Below are 21,276 nucleotides of genomic sequence, written 5' to 3'. Positions count from 1 at the left end.
TCTCCCAGGTGGTTCGGGGCGAACGTGAGGTACGCGATCAGCTCGCGCGTGATTGCGCCTCGGGGACGGCCGCCGCGCGGCGGTCGACCTGCTCGAAACCCGGCCGCTTGCTGCCGATGAACGCGTAGAGCCACGATGCGATCGCGGCAAAGCGGTTGCGGAAACCGATCAGGTAGAACAGGTGCACCGCCAGCCAGGTGATCCAGGCGAACATGCCGCGGAACCGGATCTTCTCGTTGATGGCGACGACCGCGCTGAACCGGCTGATCACGGACATGCTGCCCTTGTCGCGGTATTTGAACGGTGTGCCCGGCAGCTTCTTCCGGCTGATGACGTCGGCTGCGTGACGGGCCTCCTGCATGGCCACCGGGCTCTGGCCCGGGTAGCCGTTGAGTGAGGTCATGTCGCCGATCGCGTAGACGTTGGCGTAGCCGCCCACGGTCAGGTCCGCGTTGATGAGAATCCGTCCGGCGCGATCGGTCTGCGCTCCGGTTGCCTCCGCCAGGACTGCGGTGAACGCGCTGGCCTGTACGCCTGCCGACCAGATGATGGTGTCGGCCGCGATCTTGCGGGTCGCCGCACCGGATCCGATCTTGACGGTGACGCCCTCGGAATCCATGTCTGTGACAAGCGAATTGAGCAGGAGTTCCACGCCGGTGGCCTCGAGGGCCTTCTTGGCGTAGGCCGAGAGTGAACCACCGTAGACGGGAAGTGCGTCGCCCGCGCCCTCGACGAGGTAGACGGACACGTCGTCACGCTTGTAGTAGCGGGTCGCCAGCTCACGGATCTGCCCGGCGACCTCGACACCGGTCGGCCCGGCACCGACGATCACGAAGCTCAGCAGTCGGCGGCGCAGATCTTCGTCGGTGGTCTGCGCGGCCCTTTCGAAGTTCTGGCGGATCTGCGTGCGCAATTTTGTCGCATCTTCGATCGTCTTGAGTGCGTAGGAGTACTGCGCGAACTCGTTGCGTCCGAAGTACGACTGGGTCGCGCCGGTGGCTGCGATCAGATAGCGGAATCGAACCGTCTCGGTCGGGCCCTCATGCCGGAAGTGCAGTACGCCGGCGTCGGGGTCGACATCGGTGACCGTGCCAAGGCGGACCTCGATGTTGCGGTGCTTGCGCAGGATGCCTGCGATGTCGGGAGCGATCTCGTCGCTGGAGAGCACGCCGGTCGCGACCTGATAGAGCAGTGGCTGGAAAAGGTGTTCGGGGGTGCTGGAAATCAACACGACGCGCAGTCCGGTTTTGGCCAGCCGTTGTGCAGCTGTCAGTCCACCGAATCCCGAACCCACGATGGCCACGTCGGCCTCGAGGTGGGTGGGAACGCTGTGCGGTGTGGGCATGAGTTAATGATCCTTTTATCTCTTGATGGCAACTACTTCCATGTATAGCGCAATTAACTGGGTTGAAAATCCCTAATCAGGCCATTTTCGGCCATTTTCCAACCTGTTCTAAAGATAGAACTTATCTGGATCACTCATATAAGCTGGTCGCATGGAACTTCGTCAGTTGACGTACTTCGTAGCCGTGGCCGAGGAGCTGAGTTTCAGCCGGGCCGCGGCCCGCTGCTTCATTTCGCAATCGGCGATCAGTCACCAGGTCGCTCGGCTCGAGCATGAACTGGGCTCCAAATTGATCGCCCGGTCGACGCGTACAGTGCGCCTGACCGACCTCGGAGCCCAGGTGCTTCCGCTGGCTCAGCAGATGATCCGGCTGGAATCGATGATCACCGCGACCGCACGTACGCCGGGTGGTCGGGTGCGGATGGCGGCCAACATGTCGTTTGCGCAGCAGTCGCTGGCCGCGATCGCCAAGCTGCGCACCGAACACCTCGACGTCGAGATCGAATTCATCATCAAGAGCTTCGATCAGCGGATCGATGCGGTCCTGGGCGGCGACGTCGACCTGGCCCTGATCCGTGGGGGCCTCGAGCGACCAGGGCTCGCCATCGAGCACCTGTGGGTCGACGACCTGGTGGTTGCGATGTCGCAGCGGCATCCACTGGCGGGGTCTGCCGAGGTCGGGCTGGCGGACCTCGGTAAGTATCCGCTGCTGTTGCCATCGGCACGCGATCAGGTGTTGTTGCACAACGTGATTCGCGAGGCATTCGACCGTCACGGACTGGATCGGCCCCGTCAGGCCCCGCCGCTGCCGGTCGACCACACCGCGACCATGGAACTCCTCAACCACCCCGAAGAGTGGACGGTGCTCTACGAGCGCACGCCGCTCGCGGGTATCGCCTTCACGCGGGATATCGAACGCGCACTACGGGTTCCGGTGTCGGCGGTGGTGCGCGCACCGACCGGACAATCCGAGATCGTCAACGACCTGATCGCTGCACTGCGATCGGTGCGCGCGGATCTGGCCGGGGGAGACGACGTTCCGCCGGGTATCTGACCAGCGAACCGACTCCGGCTAGGTGACCAGCCAGAGTGCGAACACCGAGGACAGCAGGGTCAAAGGCACGGTCACCAGGCCCACCATGGTGAACTCGGTGACCTTCACGCGGTTGCCCTGCGCGTTGACCAGGTTGCGCCACAGCAGGTTCGCCAGCGACCCCAGATAGGTCAGGCTGGGACCGATGTTGACCCCGAGCAGCATTGCCAGGATCAGTGCCGCCGGTGCGCCGCTGCCCAGTGCCGCGAGCATCAGCAGGGTGGCCGGGATGTTGTTGATCACGTTCGACGCGATGGCCGCGACCACGGCGACGATGAGCAGGTCGAGCAGCCCGGTCCCGTCGGGCAGCAGGTCCGCGAGCCAACTCCCTATCCCTCCGTCGGAGATCCCGGTCACCAACACCCCGAGTGCGCAGACGAACAGCAGGAATCCGGGTTGCGCCGACATGGCCAATGCCCCGGCCCCGCAGGCGCGTCCGCGCAGCGCCAGGTAGGCCATCGCGACGGCACCTGCCACCGCGCACCACACCGGTTCGATGCCGACCAGTGAACTGACACCGAATGCGGTCAGGGTTGCGGTGAGAACGATCAGCGGCGCGCGCGGTGCCGGGCCGGGTAGGTCGAGTACGTCTGGGCCGGGTGCTACCTCGAGGTCGTCGCGAAAGTACCAGCAGAACAACGCGAATTCGACCGCAAGGGTGACCAGCCAGGGCAGAGCCATCAGGAGTGTGAACTCGACAAAGCCCAGACCGGTGGCGGCGAACGCGAGCAGGTTGGTCAGGTTCGAGACCGGCATCAAGGTCGAGGCCGAATTGGCAAGCGTGACGGTGGCGTAGCTGTGTGGACGGGCCGGTACCCGGAGCGCCGATGTCATCGACAACAGGACGGGTGTCAACAGCAGTACGGTGGCGTCGAGACTGAGTGCGGCAGTGGTGATCGCGGCGGCGGCGAACACGAGTCCGAAGAGTCTGCGCCCGGACCGGTGGCCTGCGTCGCCTTGCGGGGATGCGCGGTGCGCGATCACCCGGGCCACCCATTCGAAGACGCCCAGTACCGAACAGGCGTAGGAGATCACCAACAACGCCGCCAGGAACAGCACGGTGGATGACAACTCGCGCAGCTCGTCCCAGGCGCGGTCGGGTTCCACGACGCCAACGACTATGGCCAGCGCTGCCGCCGGGACCGCAACCGCCGCCTCGGACAGGCCACGCGGACGCCACACGGCCAATCCCAGTGCGGTCACCATCAGGACCACCGCGACAACATCCACGGCGCAATGTTCCCCCGATACCCGGACCGGGCACCAATCCGGCACGGCGAAGGATGCGTGGATCCGGGGCGGGAGAACGTACAGTGATGATGCGAACGAGCCGGCTGGGCGGCCGCGGTCGCGGGGACAGTCGCATGGGCGGCGAGCCCGTGATCGAGGAAAGTCCGGACTCCACAGAGCAGGGTGGTTGCCAACAGCAACCCGAGGTGACTCGCGGGACAGTGCCACAGAAAACAGACCGCCGGCGCAAGCCGGTGAGGGTGAAAAGGTGCGGTAAGAGCGCACCAGCATCACGGGTGACCGTGATGGCTCGGTAAACCCCACCCGGAGCAAGGTCGAAGGTTGCACCAGGTAACTGGTGTGGCTGCGCAGGTGTTCGAGGGCTGCTCGCCCGAGCCTGCGGGTGGACCGCTCGAGGTACCCGGTGACGGTGTGCCCAGATGGATGGCCGCTGCCGACCCTCGTGGTCGGTACAGGATCCGGCTTACAGGCCGGCTCGTTCGCCCCGCAGCGTGGCCTCGCACCGATTACTCCGGTGTGGAGGTCACTGCCCGCTAGTGTTGGTGCGGTGCAACGGATACTTCGCGCCGACGACATAGATTTTGGTGCCATCCGCACCGACCTCGGTCTGTCCGAGGAATTCGGAGCCGCCGCCCAAACCGAAGCCCAGACGGCATCGGACAGCTTCGCCGCGCGTCGTGTCGACCGGACCGACCTGCCGCTGGTGACCATCGATCCACCCGGATCGGTGGACCTCGACCAGGCCGTCCACATCGCCCGTGACGGCGCCGGATTTGTGGTGCAGTACGCAATCGCCGATGTCGCGGCGCTGGTTCGGCCCGCAGGTCCACTCGACCTCGAGACCCGCAGGCGTGGGCAGACGATCTATTTCCCGGACGGCAACGTGCCGCTGCATCCGCGGGCGTTGTCGGAGGATCGCGGATCGTTGCTTCCCGGTCAGGTCCGTCCGGCGGCCCTGTGGCGAATCGCCGTCGACGGGGACGGACATCCGACCTCGGTTGACGTACAGCGGGCGCTGGTGCGGTCGGTGGCCCGGCTGGACTACGAAACCGTGCAGGCCGACGCCGACGCCGGGCGGTTGCATCCGTCCATCGAGGCGCTCCCGGATTTCGGTGAGCTCCGGCAGCGGTTGGCGATCGAGCGGGGCGCGGTCGAGTTGGGTCTGCCCGAACAAGATGTGTTGAGAGACGGGGACGGCGGGTGGCGATTGGTGGTGCAACCGCGGACGCGGGCCGATATGTGGAACTCGCAGGTCTCGTTGCTGACGGGCATGTGTGCCGGACAGATGATGCTGGACAACAAGGTCGGGCTGCTGCGCACGTTGCCGTCGGCGACCGACGACGCGGTGAAGGTCTTCCGGGCCTCCGCGGGGGCGCTGGATGTGCCTTGGCCGGAAGATGTTTCGCCGGGTGCGTTCCTCGCCGGTCTGGATCCGCAGTCCCCGCTCACCCTGGCGGTGATGTCGGATGCCACCACGTTGCTGCGCGGCAGTGACTACCTGCCGATGCTGGGTGTGATCCCGGACGACGCGGTGACAACACACGGCGGAATCGCCGGGGTCTATGCCCACGTGACCGCGCCGCTGCGCCGGTTGGCCGACCGCTTTGCCACCGAGACCTGCTTGGCGCTGGCGGCCGGAAAACCGGTACCCGACTGGGTGTGCAGCGCTTTGCCGACACTGCCCGAGGTGATGAAGAGTTCGAGTGCGGTCGCAGGCCGCGCGGACCGGTCGAGCCTGGACATGGCCGAAGCCATCCTGCTTGCCGACCGGGTCGGCGAGACGTTCACCGCCACCGTGTTACATGCCGCGCGTGGCAAGCGGCCCGCACAGATCTTCATCGCAGATCCGGCCGTGTTCGCCACGTGCGGTGGCGATCCGGCCGAGGGCCGGCACGTGCAGGTGAAACTGATGGACGCCGATCCCCGCACACCGAATGTGACGTTCATGCCGGTGTAGGCGGCCGGGTGCGAGCGACGGTGCGACTACACGGGCCGGTACGTCGCGAGGTTCCGCGCCGCAGCGGCTTCTTCGCGGGCGTCGAGACGCCCGTACACATACGCGTCAGCCACGCTGACATCGGATCCCATGGCCAGAAGTGCGATATGGCTGCGGCTGATGACGGCGTCGTGGAAATCCCCGAGAGCGCTCTGGGCCCGTTTGGCCTTCTTGCCGAGCTTCCGGTACTTGTCGGTGTTCAGCCGGATCCCGGAATCGGTGGTGTACCGCAGCTGTTTCGCGCGTTTGCGCAGGGTGTGTAGTTGCTCGACCCACTCTGCCGAACCTTCGGTCATGCCGATGAGCTTCTTGTGCGCCTTGCGAACACGTTTGGTGCTGTGCGCGACGGCCTTGTCGAAGACCAAACGGGCCTTCTCCTCGGCGTCGACACCCGGTTGCGGTTCCGCGATGGTCCGGTCGAGTTCGTCCAGCAGATCGAAATATCGCTTGGAATGCAGGAAGTCGATGGTAATCGCCAGTGCGACGCGCTGTGTTTCGAGTTGACCGTCGATCAGTGCGTGCGTGACATGCGCTGATGCGGCTTCGCCTTTGAGTAGGTGGCGATGTCGCTCGAGCTGCACTTCCGCGTCTCGGGCATCGCCCAAAACGCTTGCCAGATACTTCAATTCGCCTTCGAGCTGTTCGACATCTGTGCCTCGCAAGACGTCCGGGAACGATCGCAGGACGCTGCGTGCTCGCCGGGTCGCGACCCGCATCTGGTGGACGGAGTCGGGAGCACTGCACCGAACCTGCGGATCATGGGCGATGAGGTGGTCGCGATGCTCGGCGAGCTCGGCGACCACCAGTTCCAGCGCCGTCGACTTCTTGCCGAGTCCGGACCTCTTCGCACGCCGACCACCGTCAGAACTGTCATGTGTGGTCGGGGTGGTGCCGATGGCGCGCGCGAGTTTCGACACACTCGAGGCGGTGTGAGCACCATTGGCGCGCAGTACCTCGTCGGCGGCATATAAGAATTTGGTGTCACCGGTCACCAATTCGAGTTCCCATTCGCGCCAGCTCTGGGCGATACCGCCGGGCAGCAGGGATTGTGCGGCGACCGAGTCCTCGCACAACACGGCGAGCACCGCGCCCTGCGCGTCCTTGAGCTCGGTGATGCGGCGAATCGTCGAAATGGTTGCGATGGGTGCCAGGTGTCGACCGCGGATGTGGACCTCGACCGGGTCGGTCAGCTCCGACGGCACAACGACCTCGGCGAACGGATCGGCCGCGGTCTGCAGTGGGACGTGCATCTCGCGCCGGCCCAGGGGAGTGCCGATGCCGGGCCGCTTGAGGTGCCAGCCCTCGTCGTGACCACCTTCTCGCCGTCGGAGGGTGATCTTGTGGCCCGCGAGGTCGAGCGCGTCGGTGTCGTAGTAGGTCGCGTCGAGATGTTCGATCACAGGTCCCGATATGGACTGGACCGCAGGCAATACCGTCAGGTCGGGGACAGAGGCGTTGGTGTCGAGGTCGTATTTGAGTTCGACTTCTGTTGTCTCCTGGGCGCTCACCGTGCGTCCTTCCCGCTGCTCTGGTTGCCGACTCCGGCAAAACGATCCGTTGCCTCGATCAGATGATGCCGGATTCCGGGTTCGAACGATGCGTGTCCGGCATCGGCGACGATATTCAGCTGTGCGGTCGGCCAGGCGTGGTGCAGGTCCCACGCGCTGCGGGCCGGGCACACCACGTCGTAGCGGCCCTGCACGATGACACCGGGGATGTCGGCGATCAGATGCGCGTTGGCCAGCAGCTGACCGTCTTCGAGGAAACCGCCGTTGACGAAGTAGTGGTTCTCGATGCCGGCGAACGCGAGGGCATACCGGGCCGGATCGCTGTCCTTGTCGTCATCGGATTGGGGGAGTAGATGGCTTGTCGTCTGTTCCCAGGTGGTCCACGCGAGGGCGGCCGCGGCCGCCTTCTCACGGTCGTCGCCGGTCAGCAGCCGGTGATAGGCGGCAACGAGATCACCGTCACGCTCGTCGGCCGGGATCGGCTCGAGGTAGCCCTCCCAGCGGTCGGGGAAGATGTTCGCCGCACCGCCGTTGTAGTACCAATCGATCTCGCTGCGACGAAGCAGGAAGATGCCACGCAGCACCAATTCGGTCACCCGATCGGGGTGGCGCTGGGCGTAGGCCAGACCGAGCGTCGAACCCCAGGAGCCGCCGAACACCTGCCACTGCTCGATCCCGAACTCTTCGCGGAGCAGCTCCATATCGGCGATCAGGTGATCGGTGGTGTTCACCGACAGGTCGCCGCCGTCCGCGATGTGCGGGGTCGACCGGCCGCAGCCGCGCTGGTCGAACAAGATGATGCGGTAGGCGTCCGGATTGAAGAACTGCCGTTGTGACGGGCTGGTGCCGCCGCCTGGTCCACCGTGTACAAAGATTGCCGGTTTGCCCGTGGGGTTACCGCTCTGTTCCCAGTAGATCTGTTGTCCGTCACCGACATCGAGATGTCCGGTGGCGTAGGGCTCGATCGGGGGGTAGAAGTCGCGCATCCCCCCACTATGCCGGGTGGGGTCAGTACGCGTGCTCGGGGCCGGGGAACTGGCCGCGACGGACCTCGTCGGCGTACTGCTCTGCCGCGCGGCGCAATTCGCCACCGACATCGGCGTAACGCTTGACGAACTTGGCGGTCTTGCCGTGTGTGAACCCGGCCATGTCCTGCCAGACGAGGACCTGGGCGTCGGTTTCGTTGCCTGCGCCGATACCCACGGTCGGGATGGTGAGCTTGCGGGTGATCTGCCCGGCGAGGTCTGCGGGCACCATCTCCATCACGACAGCGAATGCGCCGGCCTCCTGGACGGCGATCGCGTCGGCGATGAGCTGATCGGCGCCGTCACCACGGCCCTGGACCCGGAAACCACCGAGTCCGTTGACGCTCTGCGGTGTGAAGCCGATGTGCGCCATGACCGGGATACCCGCTGCGGTCAGCGTCGCGATCTGATCGGCGACACGTTCACCGCCTTCGAGCTTGACCGCGTGCGCGCCACCCTCCTTGAAGAAGCGGATCGACGATTCGAGGGCCTGCTGCGAACCGGCCTCGTAGCTACCGAAGGGCAGATCGGCGACGATCAGTGCGTGCGGGGCACCCTTGACGACACCGCGGACCAGCGGAAGCAGTTCGTCGATGGTGACCGGGATGGTGGTGTCGTATCCGTACACCACATTCGCTGCCGAGTCGCCGACCAGCAGGACCGGGATCTGTGCGTCGTCGAAGATGCGCGCACTGGAGTAGTCGTATGCGGTGAGCATCGACCATTTGTCGCCCTCAGATTTCATCTGGGCCAGATGGTGCACGCGCGTTGCGCGGCGGCGGGGAGAAGAAGTGTCTGCTGAGGGCGCAGCGCCATATACCGAAGTTTCGGACATCATTGTCTCTTTCGTGCCTCGAGTCCTGCATCCGCAGGTACCCGGGTTGGTGGATGACCCCACCAGTGTGGCACCGCGGGTCGAGCAGGGAAACGCCTGGTGGTGTGCAATTTGTCACAACTGCGCTGCTCAGGACGCCGGTGCGCTGTTGCCGGCGTGGCACGATGTGACTGGTGAGGATACGAGCACGGGATAGACGGGGCATCCTGTGCGGGATCACCGCAATGGCGGCAGCGGCACTGGTGGTCGGCGGTTGCAGTACCGATCTCGACGGTTCCGCAGAGCCCGCGACCTTCAGTTCGGGTGTCGCTCCGTCGCCGTCGCTGGACCGCTTCTACGGACAGCGACTCCATTGGGAATCGTGCGACGACTACGCCGATCAGGAGTCGTTCGGATACCCCGAGGACCGGACCGACTGCACCACCGTGACGGTCCCCGTCGACTACGACAACCCCGACGGAGATACCGCCGAGATCGCGATCCTGCGGGTGCGCGCCGGCGGCGACAAGATCGGTTCGTTGTTGATGAATCCTGGCGGCCCCGGCGGCTCCGGCGTGGATTTCCTGGCGGGGCAGGCCTCGGACTTCGCCGATCTCGACCTCGCCGAGCGATTCGATCTGATCGGATTCGATCCGCGGGGGATCGGTAAATCGACACCGGAAATCCGTTGCCTCACAGATGCCGAACGGGATGAGCAGCGGGCGCTGACCCTGGCCGACATGACCCCGGCCGGTATCGCGAAGCAGGAACAGCTGGCCAGGGAAACCGCCGAGAAGTGCGAGCAGCGCATGGGGGCCGAGTACCTCTCGCACATCGGGACAGTTGATGTGGTCAAAGATCTCGATGTTCTGCGCGCGGCGCTCGGCGACGACAAGCTCAACTATCTCGGCTATTCCTACGGCACCCGGATCGGGGCGGCCTATGCCGAACAGTTCCCGTCCGAGGTGCGGGCGATGGTCAACGACGGTGCGGTCGATCCGGCAGCGGATCCGGTGGAGGACACCATCAAACAGATGGCTGGTTTCCAGTCCGCGTTCGATGCCTTCGCCGCTGATTGCATAGAGCGCGGTGGGTGTCCGCTGGGGGATGACCCGGCGCTGGCGACCACCCGTTTCCAGGAGCTCACCCGACCGTTGATCGACCGGCCGGCACCGACGGGTCTGGGCCGGACCCTGACCTACGGTGACGCGATGACAGGGGTCATCCAGGCGCTGTACAGCGATGCGCTGTGGGATCCGCTGCGTGAGGGTCTGGAGCAGTTGGCGCGAAACAACGGTGACACCCTGCTTCGACTCGCCGACATCTACGAGGGGCGAGACGAGCAGGGTCGCTACAGCAACAATTCCGATGCCTTCACCGCGATCCGGTGCGTCGACGACCCGCCGATCACCGACCAGGCGACACTCGATCGGCTCGACACCGAGGCGCGCCGGGCGGCACCGTTCGCCGATGACGGCCGGGGGACCGGGGTCGGTGCCCGAGATGCCTGCGCGTTCTGGCCGGTTCCGCCAACCAGCACGCCGCACGAGTTGAACGTGGAGGGCCTGCCGACGACGGTTGTCATCTCCACGACCAACGACCCGGCGACCCCTTATGAGGCGGGTGTTGCACTCGCGAAAGAGCTTGGTGCCCGGCTCATCACGTTCGAGGGTGACCAGCACACCGCGTCGCTCGAGGGTAAGGACTGCGTCGACGATGCGGTCACGGCGTACTTCGTTGATCTCACATTGCCGGATGAAGGCCTCACATGCTGAGAATTTTGGCTGAAATGCCCAGGATATTCTGGATGATGCGCGTCCGTAACATGCATTTAACAGGGCACTCCTAGGCTCGTTTGTCATGGATCGCCAAAAAGAATTCGTGCTCCGAACCCTCGAAGAGCGCGACATTCGCTTTGTCCGCCTTTGGTTCACCGACGTACTGGGTTACCTGAAGTCGGTTGCCATTGCGCCCGCCGAGCTAGAGGGTGCTTTTGCCGAGGGGATCGGCTTCGACGGATCGGCGATCGAGGGCTTCTCGCGGGTGTCGGAAGCCGACACCATCGCCAAGCCTGATCCCTCCACATTCCAGGTCCTGCCGTGGACCACCAGCGCAGGCAGGCCGCACTCCGCCCGCATGTTCTGCGACATCGTGATGCCCGACGGCGAACCGTCGTGGGCCGATTCGCGGCATGTGTTGCGTCGCCAGCTGAACAAGGCCGCCGATCAGGGTTTCAGTTGCTACGTCCATCCCGAGATCGAGTTCTTCCTGCTGAAGAACCCGCCGTTGCTCGACGGCTCGGTGCCGATCCCCGCCGACGGTGGTGGCTACTTCGATCAGGCCGTGCACGATTCGGCACCCAACTTCCGCCGCCATGCCATCGACGCACTCGAGTCGATGGGCATCTCGGTCGAGTTCTCGCACCACGAGGCGGCACCGGGCCAGCAGGAGATCGACCTGCGGTACGCCGACGCGCTGTCGATGGCCGACAACGTGATGACGTTCCGCTACGTCGTCAAAGAGGTCGCGATCTCGGAAAACGTGTGGGCCACGTTTATGCCGAAGCCGTTCAGTCAGCACGCCGGTTCGGCGATGCACACCCACATGAGCTTGTTCGAGGGCGACACGAACGCCTTCCACAACCCCGACGATCCGATGCAGCTGTCGACAACCGGTAAGCAGTTCATCGCAGGCATCCTGCATCATGCCGATGAGATCAGTGCGATCACCAACCAGTGGGTCAACAGCTACAAGCGACTCATCCACGGTGGTGAGGCTCCGACCGCCGCGAGCTGGGGTGCGGCGAACCGTTCCGCCCTCATTCGATTGCCGCTCTACACACCGAACAAGGCGTCGTCGCGGCGTATCGAGGTCCGCAGCCCCGACTCGGCCTGCAACCCGTACCTGACATTTGCCGTCCTGCTGGCCGCGGGGCTCAAGGGCATCAAGGAAGGCTACGAACTTCCCGAGCACGCCGAGGACGACGTGTTCTCGTTGACTCCCGCAGAGCGTCGCGCCATGGGCTACAAGGAGTTGCCGGGGTCGTTGGCCGAGGCACTCACGAAGATGGAGAAGTCCGAACTGGTCGCAGAGGCCCTCGGAGAGCACGTCTTCGAGTACTTCTTGCGCAACAAGTGGGCGGAGTGGACCAACTACCGCAGTCAGGTGACACCTTTTGAGCTGCAGAACTATTTGGCGCTCTAGAGCTGCTCGCGGGCTCCGGGTGGGGTCATGGTGTGACCGGGACCTCGCGCAGTACGGTTTACCTCTGTGACACCACCTGCGTCCCGATCCCGAGTTCCCAGCGTCGGCCGACTCGGTCTGCTCGAACCGACCGCCGCCGCGGACCTGGCCGAACTCGGCTGGGGTGACGAAGCAAGCATCGACCTGTTGTGGGCGTTGTCGCGCGCGCCCAGCGCCGATATCGCCCTGCGCGCTCTGGTACGCCTGCGTAGTGCGGTCGAAGCGGAGTGGGCCGAGATCGATCGCCTCCTGCGCACGGACCGCAGTTTCCGCGGCCGGTTGTTCGCGGTCCTCGGTTCGTCCACCGCGCTCGGCGATCACCTCGTCGCAGAGCCGGAGGCCTGGCGACTGCTGACCCGCCCCGATCTGCCCGGTCTCGACGAGGTCAGGCAATTGATGCTCGATTCGGTGGACGCGCAGCCGGAGCCCGCATACAACGATCACGGAACCGGCGCCGATGACGGAAACCTGGTCTTCCGTGCGCATCTCACCGGTCCGAAGTCGGTTCTCGCGCTCCGGTTGGCCTACCGCAACCTGCTGCTGCAGTTGGCTGCCCGGGACCTGGCGCCGACCGTCGAGGATGAACCGGTCATGCGGTTCAGTGAAGTCGGCGCCTACCTTGCCGACCTCGCCGACGCGGCACTGACCGCGGCGCTCGCGGTGGGCATCGCAGAAGTCTGCGGTGACAAACCGCTGAAATCCAGGCTCGCGGTTGTCGCGATGGGCAAATGTGGTGCGCGAGAGTTGAACTACGTCAGCGACGTCGACGTCATCTTCGTCAGCGAACCCGCCGACGCCGAGACGAGCCGGATCGCAGGGGAGATGATGCGGGTCGGCTCTCTGGCCTTCTTCGAGGTCGATGCCGCACTACGCCCCGAGGGCAAGGCCGGTGCACTGACCCGGACCCTCGAATCGCATCTGACCTACTACCGGCGCTGGGCGAAGACCTGGGAGTTCCAGGCCCTGCTCAAGGCTCGCCCGATGACCGGGGACATGGAGCTCGGGCGCGCCTATGTCGACGCCGTCAGTCCGATGGTCTGGGAGGCCTCCGAGCGCGAGGACTTCGTTGTCGATGTTCAGGCGATGCGCCGGCGGGTGGAGTCCCAGCTACCCGAAGATCTGCGGGTGCGCGAGATCAAGCTCGGTCGGGGCGGGCTGCGGGACGTGGAGTTCGCCGTCCAGCTGTTGCAGATGGTGCACGGGCGTGTGGATGAGTCGCTCCGGGTCAAGAGCACCGTGGAGGCGCTGACCGTCTTGCGGGACGGTGGTTATGTCGGTCGCGATGACGGCGCCAATCTTATTGCGTCCTACGAGTTCTTGCGATTGCTGGAACATTGCCTGCAGTTGCAGCGGCTCAAGCGAACCCACACCTTGCCGGAGTTCGACGACTATGAGGCGGTGCGCTGGCTGGCCCGCGCGGCCCACATCCGGCCGGAGGGCGACCTCGATGCCGGTAGCACGCTGCGCGAGGAAGTCCGTAGACAGTCTTATCGGGTGCGCAAGTTGCACGAAAAGCTCTTCTATCGTCCATTGCTCGAAGCGGTCACCCGTTTCGAGAAGGACGAGTTGCGCCTGTCGACCAGTTCAGCGGTCCGGCGGCTTGCCGCCCTGGGCTACACCAAACCGGAGAACGCCCTCGGGCATCTCAAAGCCTTGGTCTCCACGGCTGGTCGTAAGGGGCAGATTCAGGAACTCCTGCTTCCGACCTTGCTCGAATGGCTCAGCCGCACACCGGATCCCGATGCGGGACTGTTGAACTACCGGCGGTTGTGTGACGCAGCGGCGGACCGGGACTGGTTCTTGCGGTTGCTCCGGGACGAAGGTGTCGTCGCCGAGCGCCTGATGACCGTGCTCGGTACCTCGGTGTACGCCGCAGAGTTGCTGATGCGGACGCCCGACGTGATCCGCCTCTACGCCGACGGGGCCAGTGGCCCGAAACTGACCGAGGTCGACTCGGAGGACGTGGTGGCAGGCATGGTCGCCTCGGCCCTCCGGCACCGCGACGTCAAGATGGCGATCTCCGTGGCCCGTTCGCATCGCCGCGGAGAGCTCGCCCGGATCGCCTCGGCGGACCTCCTCGGCATGTACGACGTCCCCGAGGTCTGCCGGGCGCTGTCGCTCGTGTGGGCCGGGGTGCTCAATGCGGCTCTGCAGGTCGTGGTGAATGCCTCTGTCGCCGAACGTGGTTCACCCGCACCGGCGCGCATCGCAGTGATCGGCATGGGCCGGCTCGGCGGCGGTGAACTCGGCTACGGATCCGATGCCGATGTGCTCTTCGTCTGTGAACCGGAAAAAGGCGTCGACGACGCCGAAGCGGTGCGATGGGCCAACAGTGTCGCGGACAAGGTGCGATCGTTGCTCGGGACACCCAGCGCCGATCCGCCCCTCGAGGTCGACACCGGTTTGCGTCCGGAGGGCCGCAACGGTCCCGTCGTCCGCACGCTTGCGGCCTATGCGGCCTACTACGAGCAGTGGGCACAGGCCTGGGAGGTCCAGGCGCTGTTGCGGGCTCATCAGGTGGCCGGTGACGACGAGGTCGGCCTCGCTTTTCTGCACATGGCCGACAAGATCCGTTATCCGTCCGGCGGTGTCTCGTCCGACGCGGTTCGGGAGATCCGCCGGATCAAGGCCCGCGTCGACGCCGAGCGGTTGCCGCGAGGTGCCGATCCCGCGACCCACACGAAGCTGGGACGCGGTGGTCTGGCTGACGTCGAGTGGACGGTTCAGCTGCTGCAGTTGCGGCACGCCCACCGGATCCCGGCGCTGCACAACACATCGACCCTGGAATGTCTCGACGCGATCGGCGCGGCCGAACTGCTCGCCGAAGAAGATGTGATGCTCCTGAAAGAGGCGTGGCTGACCGCGACAAAGGCGCGCAACGCATTGGTGCTGGTGCGCGGAAAGGCCATCGACCAACTTCCCGGACCAGGTAAAGCGTTGCGTGCGGTCGCTTTTGCCGCCGGCTGGCATGACGACGACTCGGGGGTGTTCTTGGACAACTACTTGCGGGTCACGCGCCGGGCCAAGGCTGTGGTGCTGAAGGTCTTCGGCGGGTGAGGCGGACTTCGGAACGCCTCGCCGGGCGTGGTCCGGTATTCAAGGTTCTGTATCTGGTTGCCGTGCTTCTGGGCTGGGCGCTGCTCGGGGCCGTCGTCGCGGCGATCTGGCTGCACTTCTATCCCGGCAAGGGGCGGGTTTCCACTGCATTCGCCAGTGCGGTGCCGTGGCTCCTGCTCGCCGGCATTCCGGCGGCCATCATCCTGGCCGTCACACAGCGGTGGCTCACCACGGCTCTGACGGTGACCCTGCTCGGCGTCGGCATCTGGACGCAGGCGCCACTGTTCATCGCTTCGGATGCACCGTCCGGCGAGCGAATCGTGGTGGTCCAGTCCAACATCACGCTCGGTGAGGCCAACGTCGAGGAGTTGGTGGCACAGGTGCGGGCCAGCAGGGCGCATCTGCTCACGGTCGAGGAACTGACGCCCGAAGCGCTCGAACGGATCGAGAAGACCGATGTGCGGAGCCTGCTGCCGTACGAGTTCGTCGTACCCGGCGAAGGTGGTGTGGGGACCGGGATCTTCAGCCGCTATCCACTGCGAAACACCGCGGAGCTGGACGGCTTCGGGCTCAACAATCTCCGGGTCGAAGTCGACCTCCCTGGTGCCGCGAACACCACGGTTTTTGCCGTGCACCCGATTCCGCCTTATCCGTACGATCCGTGGCGCTGGGTCGAGGAGATGAAACGTCTACGCGGGATCGTCCACTCGACGGCCACCGAGCGGGTGATCGTCAGCGGCGACTTCAATTCGACCTGGGACCACAAGCAGTTCCGCGATCTGCTGACCGACGGATTCGCCGACGCCACCGATCAGTCCGGGGCCGGCTGGAAGATGACCTTTCCGGCGGGCCGCAGCTATCCGCCTGCGATCGGGATCGACCACGTGATCTCGCGCGGATTCACCGCGGTGGAACTGGACAGTTTTGGGATCGAGGATGCCGACCATCGCGGACTGGTGGTATCACTTATACCTAACTGAGGTTCACCTAACCTGGTGAGGTTCGACCCATTGGTTCGAAAGAGGACGCGATGACGGAAACACCTGTTGCATCGGGCACGACAATGGATCGGTTGCGTGCGGCAACAGCGAGTGCGCACACTCGGGCAGAAGGCGCCGCGTTCATCGGAAATCTCATGGAGGGTGAGCTGACCGTCGACGCCTACCGGGCGATGGCGGCGCAGCAGTACTTCATCTATGAGGCTCTGGAATCGGTGTGTGATCAGCTCGTCGACGATCCGATCGCCGGTGCGGTGATGGACGAGCGTCTGCGGCGCCTGCCACGGCTGACCGCCGACCTCGACGCGCTCGGGATCTCGGTGTCTGACATCGAGTTGCTCCCAGCGACCGCCCAGTACGCCGCGTGTATCCGGGACAGCGCCGCTGATCCGGTTGCCTTTGTGGCACACCACTACACGCGGTACCTGGGTGACCTCTCAGGCGGCCAGATCGTCCGGAGTCGGCTGAAGCTGCATTACGGACTGACCGATGACGTCTTGACTTTCTACAACTTCGACATCGACAAGCTGAAGCGATTCAAGGACGCCTACGCCGAGTCGATCGATGGATTGGGTCTCGATGAAGAAGCGGTGACGCGTCTTCTCGACGAGGCAGTGCGGGCCTTCGGCTTCAACGAGGCGCTGTTCGCCGAACTGGGCGTGCACACCGGCTAGAGCGCCGATGATTTTTCCTGCGCGCTGTTGTCGATATCAGCGGAGTTCATTCGACGTGAGTGTAGGAACCACTCAACAAGGAGAATCATTATGCGAACGCTGATCGTCACTGCTTTTGTCTCACTCGACGGGGTCATGGAGGCCCCGGGCGGCGAGCCGGGCTACCGGAACTCCGGATGGACCTTCAAGGACGTCGAGTTCGATCCGGCGGCCTATGAGATCAAGGGCACCGAACAGCAGGAGACCACCGCGCTGCTGTTGGGCAGGACTTCATACGAGGCGTTCGCCCCGGTGTGGCCGACTATGGACGACTTCGCCGAATACAATGCGATGCCCCGATACGTGGTGTCGACAACTCTGGAAACGGACGATGCGCGCTGGCCTGCCACGATCCTGAGGTCGGTTGATGACGTGGCCGCGCTCAAAGAAACCGAGGGCGGCCCGATCGCCGTGCACGGCAGCGCGACTCTCGGTCGCAGTCTGGCCGACGCCGGCTTGGTCGACCGCTATCACCTGCTGGTGTTCCCGCTCTTGCTCGGCGCAGGCAAACGCCTGTTCAGTGAGGCCGACAAGGACGCCACCAAGCTGAAGCTCACCGAGCACGAGGCGTACGGCAACGGCATCACCAAACAGGTCTTCGACGTCCTGCACTGAGGGAACCCGACGCGGAGAGAATCCGATCAGCGATTGCCGACGAGTATTGCAAACAATGCGCGGATGTCGTCGCTGGTCGGTGTCGGGAGGCTGGCGTGGCCGTGGATGAACCCGATGCCGGCGTAGACCAGGAGTCCGGCGCGTAGTCGGGCGTCCTGTTCGCTGAGGTTCAGCTCGATGAGCGCTTCGCGGACGAGGTCGAAGATCCGGCGATCGAGCTCACGGACCGACTTGGCGACTTCTTCGTTCCGCAGCGCCCATTCCCTGATCGCGGCCTCGACCGACCAGTTGCGTTCGACCAGCATCCCGGCCATCTGCTCGAGTCGCTGGTCGGCGGGGATGTTCTCGATGTCGGCCAGGCCGCGCAGGGACTCGACCTGAGTAGTCTTCCAGTGGTCGGCGAGCGCGTTCATCAGTGCGTTGATGTCCTCGAAGTGCCAGTAGAAACTGCCCTTCGTCACGTGGAGTTCTTCGCACAGGCGGCTGATCTTGACCTCACCCACACCTTCACGGATGAGGAGGTCGAGTGCCGCGTCCAGCCAGTCCTGCATCGACAGCCGTGAGCTCGTGTCCCGCTTCGATCGAGTGGCCAATTATCGCGCCACGCAATCGGATCCAGCAGGGATGTCTCGATTCGGGCGCATGAATCCGATCATACGTCGGACGATCGGCGGGCATCTTCGCCCATACCCTGCAGTAGGGTAGTGTGACGGCCGCCTCAATCGGGGCGGATCGGAGGCCGGGTGAATTTGGGTAAGCAGATCGATCGCCGCACCGCATTGCGGGGTGCGGCCGTCGCGGCCGCAGCGGGCTTCGTTGCGACCCGCACAGGCGTTGCCGGTGCGGCGCCGCCAATCCCGGATCCTCCATTCGACAGCCCGCTCCTTTTTCATTCGCCGCCGATGCGCAAGTTTGTCGACGACATGCCGCGTCCGCCGGTGATCAGTGGCAGTGAACTGCATCTGACAGCGAAAACCACGAGCACGAACTTCCATGGCGATCTGCCTGCTTCTCCGGCGTTCGGGTTCAACGACATGTCGTACCTGGGGCCGACGATCGAAGCGCATGTTGATCAACCGGGACTCGTCACGCTCACCAACGCCATTGACGGACATCCGTTCGGCGCCGACCTGGATACCTCGATACACGGGGTCGCGGAGTCGTGGCGGACGCATCCGCCCACCAATCTGCATCTTCACGGTGGTGTCAGTGCGCCCGACAGCGACGGCCACCCGCAGCGACTCCTGTTGCCGGGCGGTGGCACGGCGACCCACTTCTTTCCGCATCGGCAGGAGGCCGGTCATCTCTGGTACCACGACCACGCCATGGGCATCACGCGCGCCAACATCACCGCCGGCCTGGCGGGCATGTACTTCCTGCGCGACGACCACGACACCGGTCGGGAGGGCAATCCGCTGACATTGCCTGCCGTTGACTACGAGATGCCGTTGATTCTGCAGGAGAAGTTGTTCTCTGCCGACGGGCATCAGAGTCTTCGTTCGACTTTGTTTGTGCCGGAAGGTGGTTGGGAGGGCGGTGCGGTCGGCGACGTCGGTCTGGTCAATGGCAAGGCCTGGCCGCAGCTGAAGGTCGATCGTGGGCTCTATCGTTTCCGGCTCATCAATGCCGCATCCTTCAGTGTGTGGAATCTGTTCTTCTCCAACCGGATGCAGTTCTGGGTCATCGGCAACGAACACGGTTTGTTGGGAGCTCCGGAACCTGTCCGCTCGATCAAAGTCGCCCCGGCCGAACGCTATGACCTGTTGGTCGACTTCTCCGGAATGTCCGCCGGCGAAACAGTGGAGCTCTGCAACGACGAGGCGCCGCCGTTCCAGGCCAAGATCCTGGGCGCAGTGGCGATGCCCGTGTTCTGCCGTTTCAAGTCCACTGGCGGGGCGGGTTTCACCAAGCCGGTTCCGACCGAACTGCGTGGTGGGTATGGCCTGCCAGTGCCATTGCCGCCGTTGGCAAAACCGACGTTGGAACGCACTGTCACGGTGAGCCAGCCCTACGCACTCCGAAATCCACCTGCCATCATGTCGCTCAACAACCTTCGGTTCTCGGATCCTCAGATCGAGACGCCGAAGCAGGGGACCACCGAGATCTGGAACATCGTCAACATCACCGATGATCCGCATCCGATTCACATCCATCTGGTGACCGTTCGGATTCTGGGACGGACCCCGCTGCGGACCGTCGATTACCAGGCGGCACATCCACAACCGGCCATCGGCGTGAAGTGGACGCCCGATCCGACGAACTTCCTCGCAGGCCCGATGGTGGTGCCTGCGCGTTGGGAGGCCGGTTGGAAGGACACCGTTCGCGTTGATCCGGGAACCGTGACCAGGATCGTTGTCCGCTTCCCGACCGCAGAAGAACTGCAATTCGACCCCGATGCGATGTTCTCCTCCGACCCGACCACGTTGCCGGTGAACCTCCCGGCCGCGGCACCATCTGAGCCCGCGATCGTGGATCCGGTTGCCCCCGAAGCGCCTCCACATCATCAGCATGCGGATGAACACGGTGACACCCCGGAGATGCTGCAAGGCTATGTGTGGCACTGTCACCTCCTCGATCACGAAGATCACGACATGATGCTCAGGTTCCGGACGGTCGAGTAACCGCCGCAATCGCGGGGCGTCAGAATGGCGCCGGGGGAGTGTTCCTTTCCTGTTCTTCTCGGAGTCGGCGGTTCCGTTGGCGTTCTTGTTGGCGGCGTGCGTGTTTGGCAGCGGTACGTGGTTGCTGCCGGTTGTCTTGTTGCGGGCGCGGTGGCGACGGTGATGTTGGTGGCCGGCTGGGTGAGCCGCGTTGGTTGTCGAAGACGATGAGTCTGAGTGTGGGGAACAGGTCGTCGCCGGTCCAGCCTGGGCCGTGGTAGTTGCGGCCTTCGGGGGTGGTGAAGATCAGGCGCGGCCGCCCGGTGCGCGGGTCGGGGTATTGGTCGTCAAGCCAGTCGGAGTAGGTCTTGAGCAGGTGGTGAAAACGGCACAGTGTCTTCATCTCTGAGGGGTGCGTGCAGCCACCGGCGTTGGGTTCGTTGTGGTTGTACTCGCAGGTGTGGTCGAGATCAGCGCCCCAGGATTTTTTGTTGCAACCTGGCCACATGCAGTAGATGTCTCGGATGCGGATATAGCTGTCGAGCACCGCTGAGGGCCGATACTCGTCGCCGGGCTGGGTAGCTGGGAGTGGAACTGCCTGCAAGAACGGGGCTTCGGGGCTTTGGGGCATATCGGGGAAGTCCCCGAGTGCGGGGTTTTGCGGCGCCCGCATGTACACCGTGCGCCGGGGTTCGGCCGGTGGTGCCTGTGCGGGCGCGGGCTGTATTGGTTCGGGCTGAACCGGTTCGGGCTCGACCGGTTCAGGTTCGAGTGGTGCTGGTTCTGGCGACGATTGCGCAGGTTCTGGTTGCGGTTCGGCAGAAGTCGGTTCGGCGGGTTGGAACGCGTTGCCCATCGGCCGGGTGATGGTCTCTGGGCGGGCTGCGATGTCGCGAACGTGATCGCCGGAGATGACACCGTGTCCGTCCATGAATCCGGGGTTGGTTGCGGTTCCTTCGAGGGTCGGCTGGTCGGTGATCACGTGCAGCACGATCTTCACATCAACACCCGATATGAC

16 protein-coding genes and 1 other RNA gene are annotated in these 21,276 nt (G+C 64.5%); 10 read left to right on the top strand and 7 right to left on the bottom strand.

The window, feature by feature from the left end:
• Window positions 1-37 precede the first annotated feature (37 nt).
• The gene (locus tag AC1TQG_RS00085) at window positions 38-1,345 is read right to left on the bottom strand and encodes an NAD(P)/FAD-dependent oxidoreductase (protein ID WP_482134927.1); all 1,308 of its coding nucleotides are present in this window, start codon (window positions 1,343-1,345) and stop codon (window positions 38-40) included.
• Between the two features lie 151 nt (window positions 1,346-1,496).
• Here AC1TQG_RS00085 and AC1TQG_RS00080 point away from each other — a divergent pair, with 151 nt between their 5' ends.
• A complete protein-coding gene (locus AC1TQG_RS00080) occupies window positions 1,497-2,399 on the top strand; it encodes a LysR family transcriptional regulator (protein ID WP_482134926.1) in 903 nt (300 codons plus the stop codon).
• An 18-nt stretch (window positions 2,400-2,417) separates the two neighbouring features.
• Here the strand turns inward: AC1TQG_RS00080 and AC1TQG_RS00075 are convergent, their stop codons facing one another.
• Complete coding sequence (locus AC1TQG_RS00075) at window positions 2,418-3,668, bottom strand: SLC13 family permease (protein WP_482134925.1); 1,251 nt, start codon at window positions 3,666-3,668, stop codon at window positions 2,418-2,420.
• Window positions 3,669-3,764: 96 nt separating this feature from the next.
• On the opposite strand from AC1TQG_RS00075, the gene rnpB reads away from it, so the two are divergent.
• Both rnpB and AC1TQG_RS00065 read left to right on the top strand, forming a co-directional pair.
• Window positions 3,765-4,171: RNase P RNA component class A (rnpB, locus tag AC1TQG_RS00070), an RNA gene on the top strand.
• Window positions 4,172-4,236: 65 nt separating this feature from the next.
• A complete protein-coding gene (locus AC1TQG_RS00065; protein WP_482134924.1) occupies window positions 4,237-5,646 on the top strand; it encodes an RNB domain-containing ribonuclease in 1,410 nt (469 codons plus the stop codon).
• A 26-nt stretch (window positions 5,647-5,672) separates the two neighbouring features.
• Here AC1TQG_RS00065 and AC1TQG_RS00060 read toward each other — a convergent pair whose 3' ends face one another.
• The 3 genes from AC1TQG_RS00060 to panB are packed head-to-tail and all read right to left on the bottom strand — an operon-like array spanning window position 5,673 to window position 9,053.
• A complete protein-coding gene (locus AC1TQG_RS00060; RefSeq protein WP_482134923.1) occupies window positions 5,673-7,193 on the bottom strand; it encodes a CYTH and CHAD domain-containing protein in 1,521 nt (506 codons plus the stop codon).
• Window positions 7,190-8,179, bottom strand: a complete 990-nt coding sequence (pip, locus tag AC1TQG_RS00055; protein WP_482134922.1) for a prolyl aminopeptidase — start codon at window positions 8,177-8,179, stop codon at window positions 7,190-7,192. The genes AC1TQG_RS00060 and pip overlap by 4 nt, the downstream gene beginning before the upstream one ends.
• A gap of 22 nt (window positions 8,180-8,201) precedes the next feature.
• Complete coding sequence (panB, locus tag AC1TQG_RS00050) at window positions 8,202-9,053, bottom strand: 3-methyl-2-oxobutanoate hydroxymethyltransferase (protein ID WP_482134921.1); 852 nt, start codon at window positions 9,051-9,053, stop codon at window positions 8,202-8,204.
• A 224-nt stretch (window positions 9,054-9,277) separates the two neighbouring features.
• Here panB and AC1TQG_RS00045 point away from each other — a divergent pair, with 224 nt between their 5' ends.
• From AC1TQG_RS00045 to AC1TQG_RS00020, 6 genes are all read left to right on the top strand, one after another.
• Window positions 9,278-10,807: an alpha/beta hydrolase gene (locus tag AC1TQG_RS00045; protein ID WP_482137207.1), complete on the top strand. Its 1,530-nt coding sequence runs from the start codon at window positions 9,278-9,280 to the stop codon at window positions 10,805-10,807.
• Window positions 10,808-10,892: 85 nt separating this feature from the next.
• Entirely contained in the window at window positions 10,893-12,236 is a 1,344-nt protein-coding gene (locus AC1TQG_RS00040) for a glutamine synthetase family protein (protein WP_482134920.1), read from the top strand.
• A 66-nt stretch (window positions 12,237-12,302) separates the two neighbouring features.
• Window positions 12,303-15,332 carry a bifunctional [glutamine synthetase] adenylyltransferase/[glutamine synthetase]-adenylyl-L-tyrosine phosphorylase gene (locus tag AC1TQG_RS00035; RefSeq protein ID WP_482134919.1) on the top strand — a complete coding sequence of 1,010 codons (3,030 nt, stop codon included), beginning with the start codon at window positions 12,303-12,305 and terminating at the stop codon, window positions 15,330-15,332.
• Window positions 15,329-16,312, top strand: coding sequence for an endonuclease/exonuclease/phosphatase family protein (locus AC1TQG_RS00030; RefSeq protein WP_482134918.1), 984 nt, complete (start codon window positions 15,329-15,331; stop codon window positions 16,310-16,312). Before AC1TQG_RS00035 ends, AC1TQG_RS00030 begins: the two co-directional genes overlap by 4 nt.
• 50 nt (window positions 16,313-16,362) lie before the next feature.
• A complete protein-coding gene (locus AC1TQG_RS00025) occupies window positions 16,363-17,004 on the top strand; it encodes a biliverdin-producing heme oxygenase (RefSeq protein ID WP_482134917.1) in 642 nt (213 codons plus the stop codon).
• A gap of 90 nt (window positions 17,005-17,094) precedes the next feature.
• Window positions 17,095-17,658, top strand: a complete 564-nt coding sequence (locus tag AC1TQG_RS00020) for a dihydrofolate reductase family protein (protein ID WP_482134916.1) — start codon at window positions 17,095-17,097, stop codon at window positions 17,656-17,658.
• 26 nt (window positions 17,659-17,684) lie between these two features.
• On the opposite strand, the gene AC1TQG_RS00015 is transcribed toward AC1TQG_RS00020, so the two are convergent.
• Window positions 17,685-18,251: a TetR/AcrR family transcriptional regulator gene (locus AC1TQG_RS00015; protein ID WP_482134915.1), complete on the bottom strand. Its 567-nt coding sequence runs from the start codon at window positions 18,249-18,251 to the stop codon at window positions 17,685-17,687.
• A gap of 156 nt (window positions 18,252-18,407) precedes the next feature.
• On the opposite strand from AC1TQG_RS00015, the gene AC1TQG_RS00010 reads away from it, so the two are divergent.
• Window positions 18,408-20,279 carry a multicopper oxidase family protein gene (locus tag AC1TQG_RS00010; protein WP_482137206.1) on the top strand — a complete coding sequence of 624 codons (1,872 nt, stop codon included), beginning with the start codon at window positions 18,408-18,410 and terminating at the stop codon, window positions 20,277-20,279.
• Between the two features lie 19 nt (window positions 20,280-20,298).
• Here AC1TQG_RS00010 and AC1TQG_RS00005 read toward each other — a convergent pair.
• Window positions 20,299-21,276, bottom strand: a 978-nt coding sequence (locus tag AC1TQG_RS00005; protein WP_482134914.1) for an HNH endonuclease signature motif containing protein, incomplete at its 5' end; no start/stop codon positions are given.

Source organism: Williamsia sp. Y844, assembly GCF_056786475.1.
Note: the sequence above shows the minus strand (reverse complement) of the source record. Positions and strands in the feature narration are given on the sequence as shown.

Excerpts from the sequence above, each read along its gene's own strand:
- AC1TQG_RS00085 (WP_482134927.1), bottom strand. The coding sequence starts at position 1,345 with ATGCCCACACCGCACAGCGTTCCCACCCACCTCGAGGCCGACGTGGCC.
- AC1TQG_RS00080 (WP_482134926.1), top strand. The coding sequence starts at position 1,497 with ATGGAACTTCGTCAGTTGACGTACTTCGTAGCCGTGGCCGAGGAGCTG.
- pip (WP_482134922.1), bottom strand. The coding sequence starts at position 8,179 with ATGCGCGACTTCTACCCCCCGATCGAGCCCTACGCCACCGGACATCTC.
- panB (WP_482134921.1), bottom strand. The coding sequence starts at position 9,053 with ATGTCCGAAACTTCGGTATATGGCGCTGCGCCCTCAGCAGACACTTCT.
- AC1TQG_RS00045 (WP_482137207.1), top strand. The coding sequence starts at position 9,278 with ATGGCGGCAGCGGCACTGGTGGTCGGCGGTTGCAGTACCGATCTCGAC.
- AC1TQG_RS00040 (WP_482134920.1), top strand. The coding sequence starts at position 10,893 with ATGGATCGCCAAAAAGAATTCGTGCTCCGAACCCTCGAAGAGCGCGAC.
- AC1TQG_RS00025 (WP_482134917.1), top strand. The coding sequence starts at position 16,363 with ATGACGGAAACACCTGTTGCATCGGGCACGACAATGGATCGGTTGCGT.
- AC1TQG_RS00020 (WP_482134916.1), top strand. The coding sequence starts at position 17,095 with ATGCGAACGCTGATCGTCACTGCTTTTGTCTCACTCGACGGGGTCATG.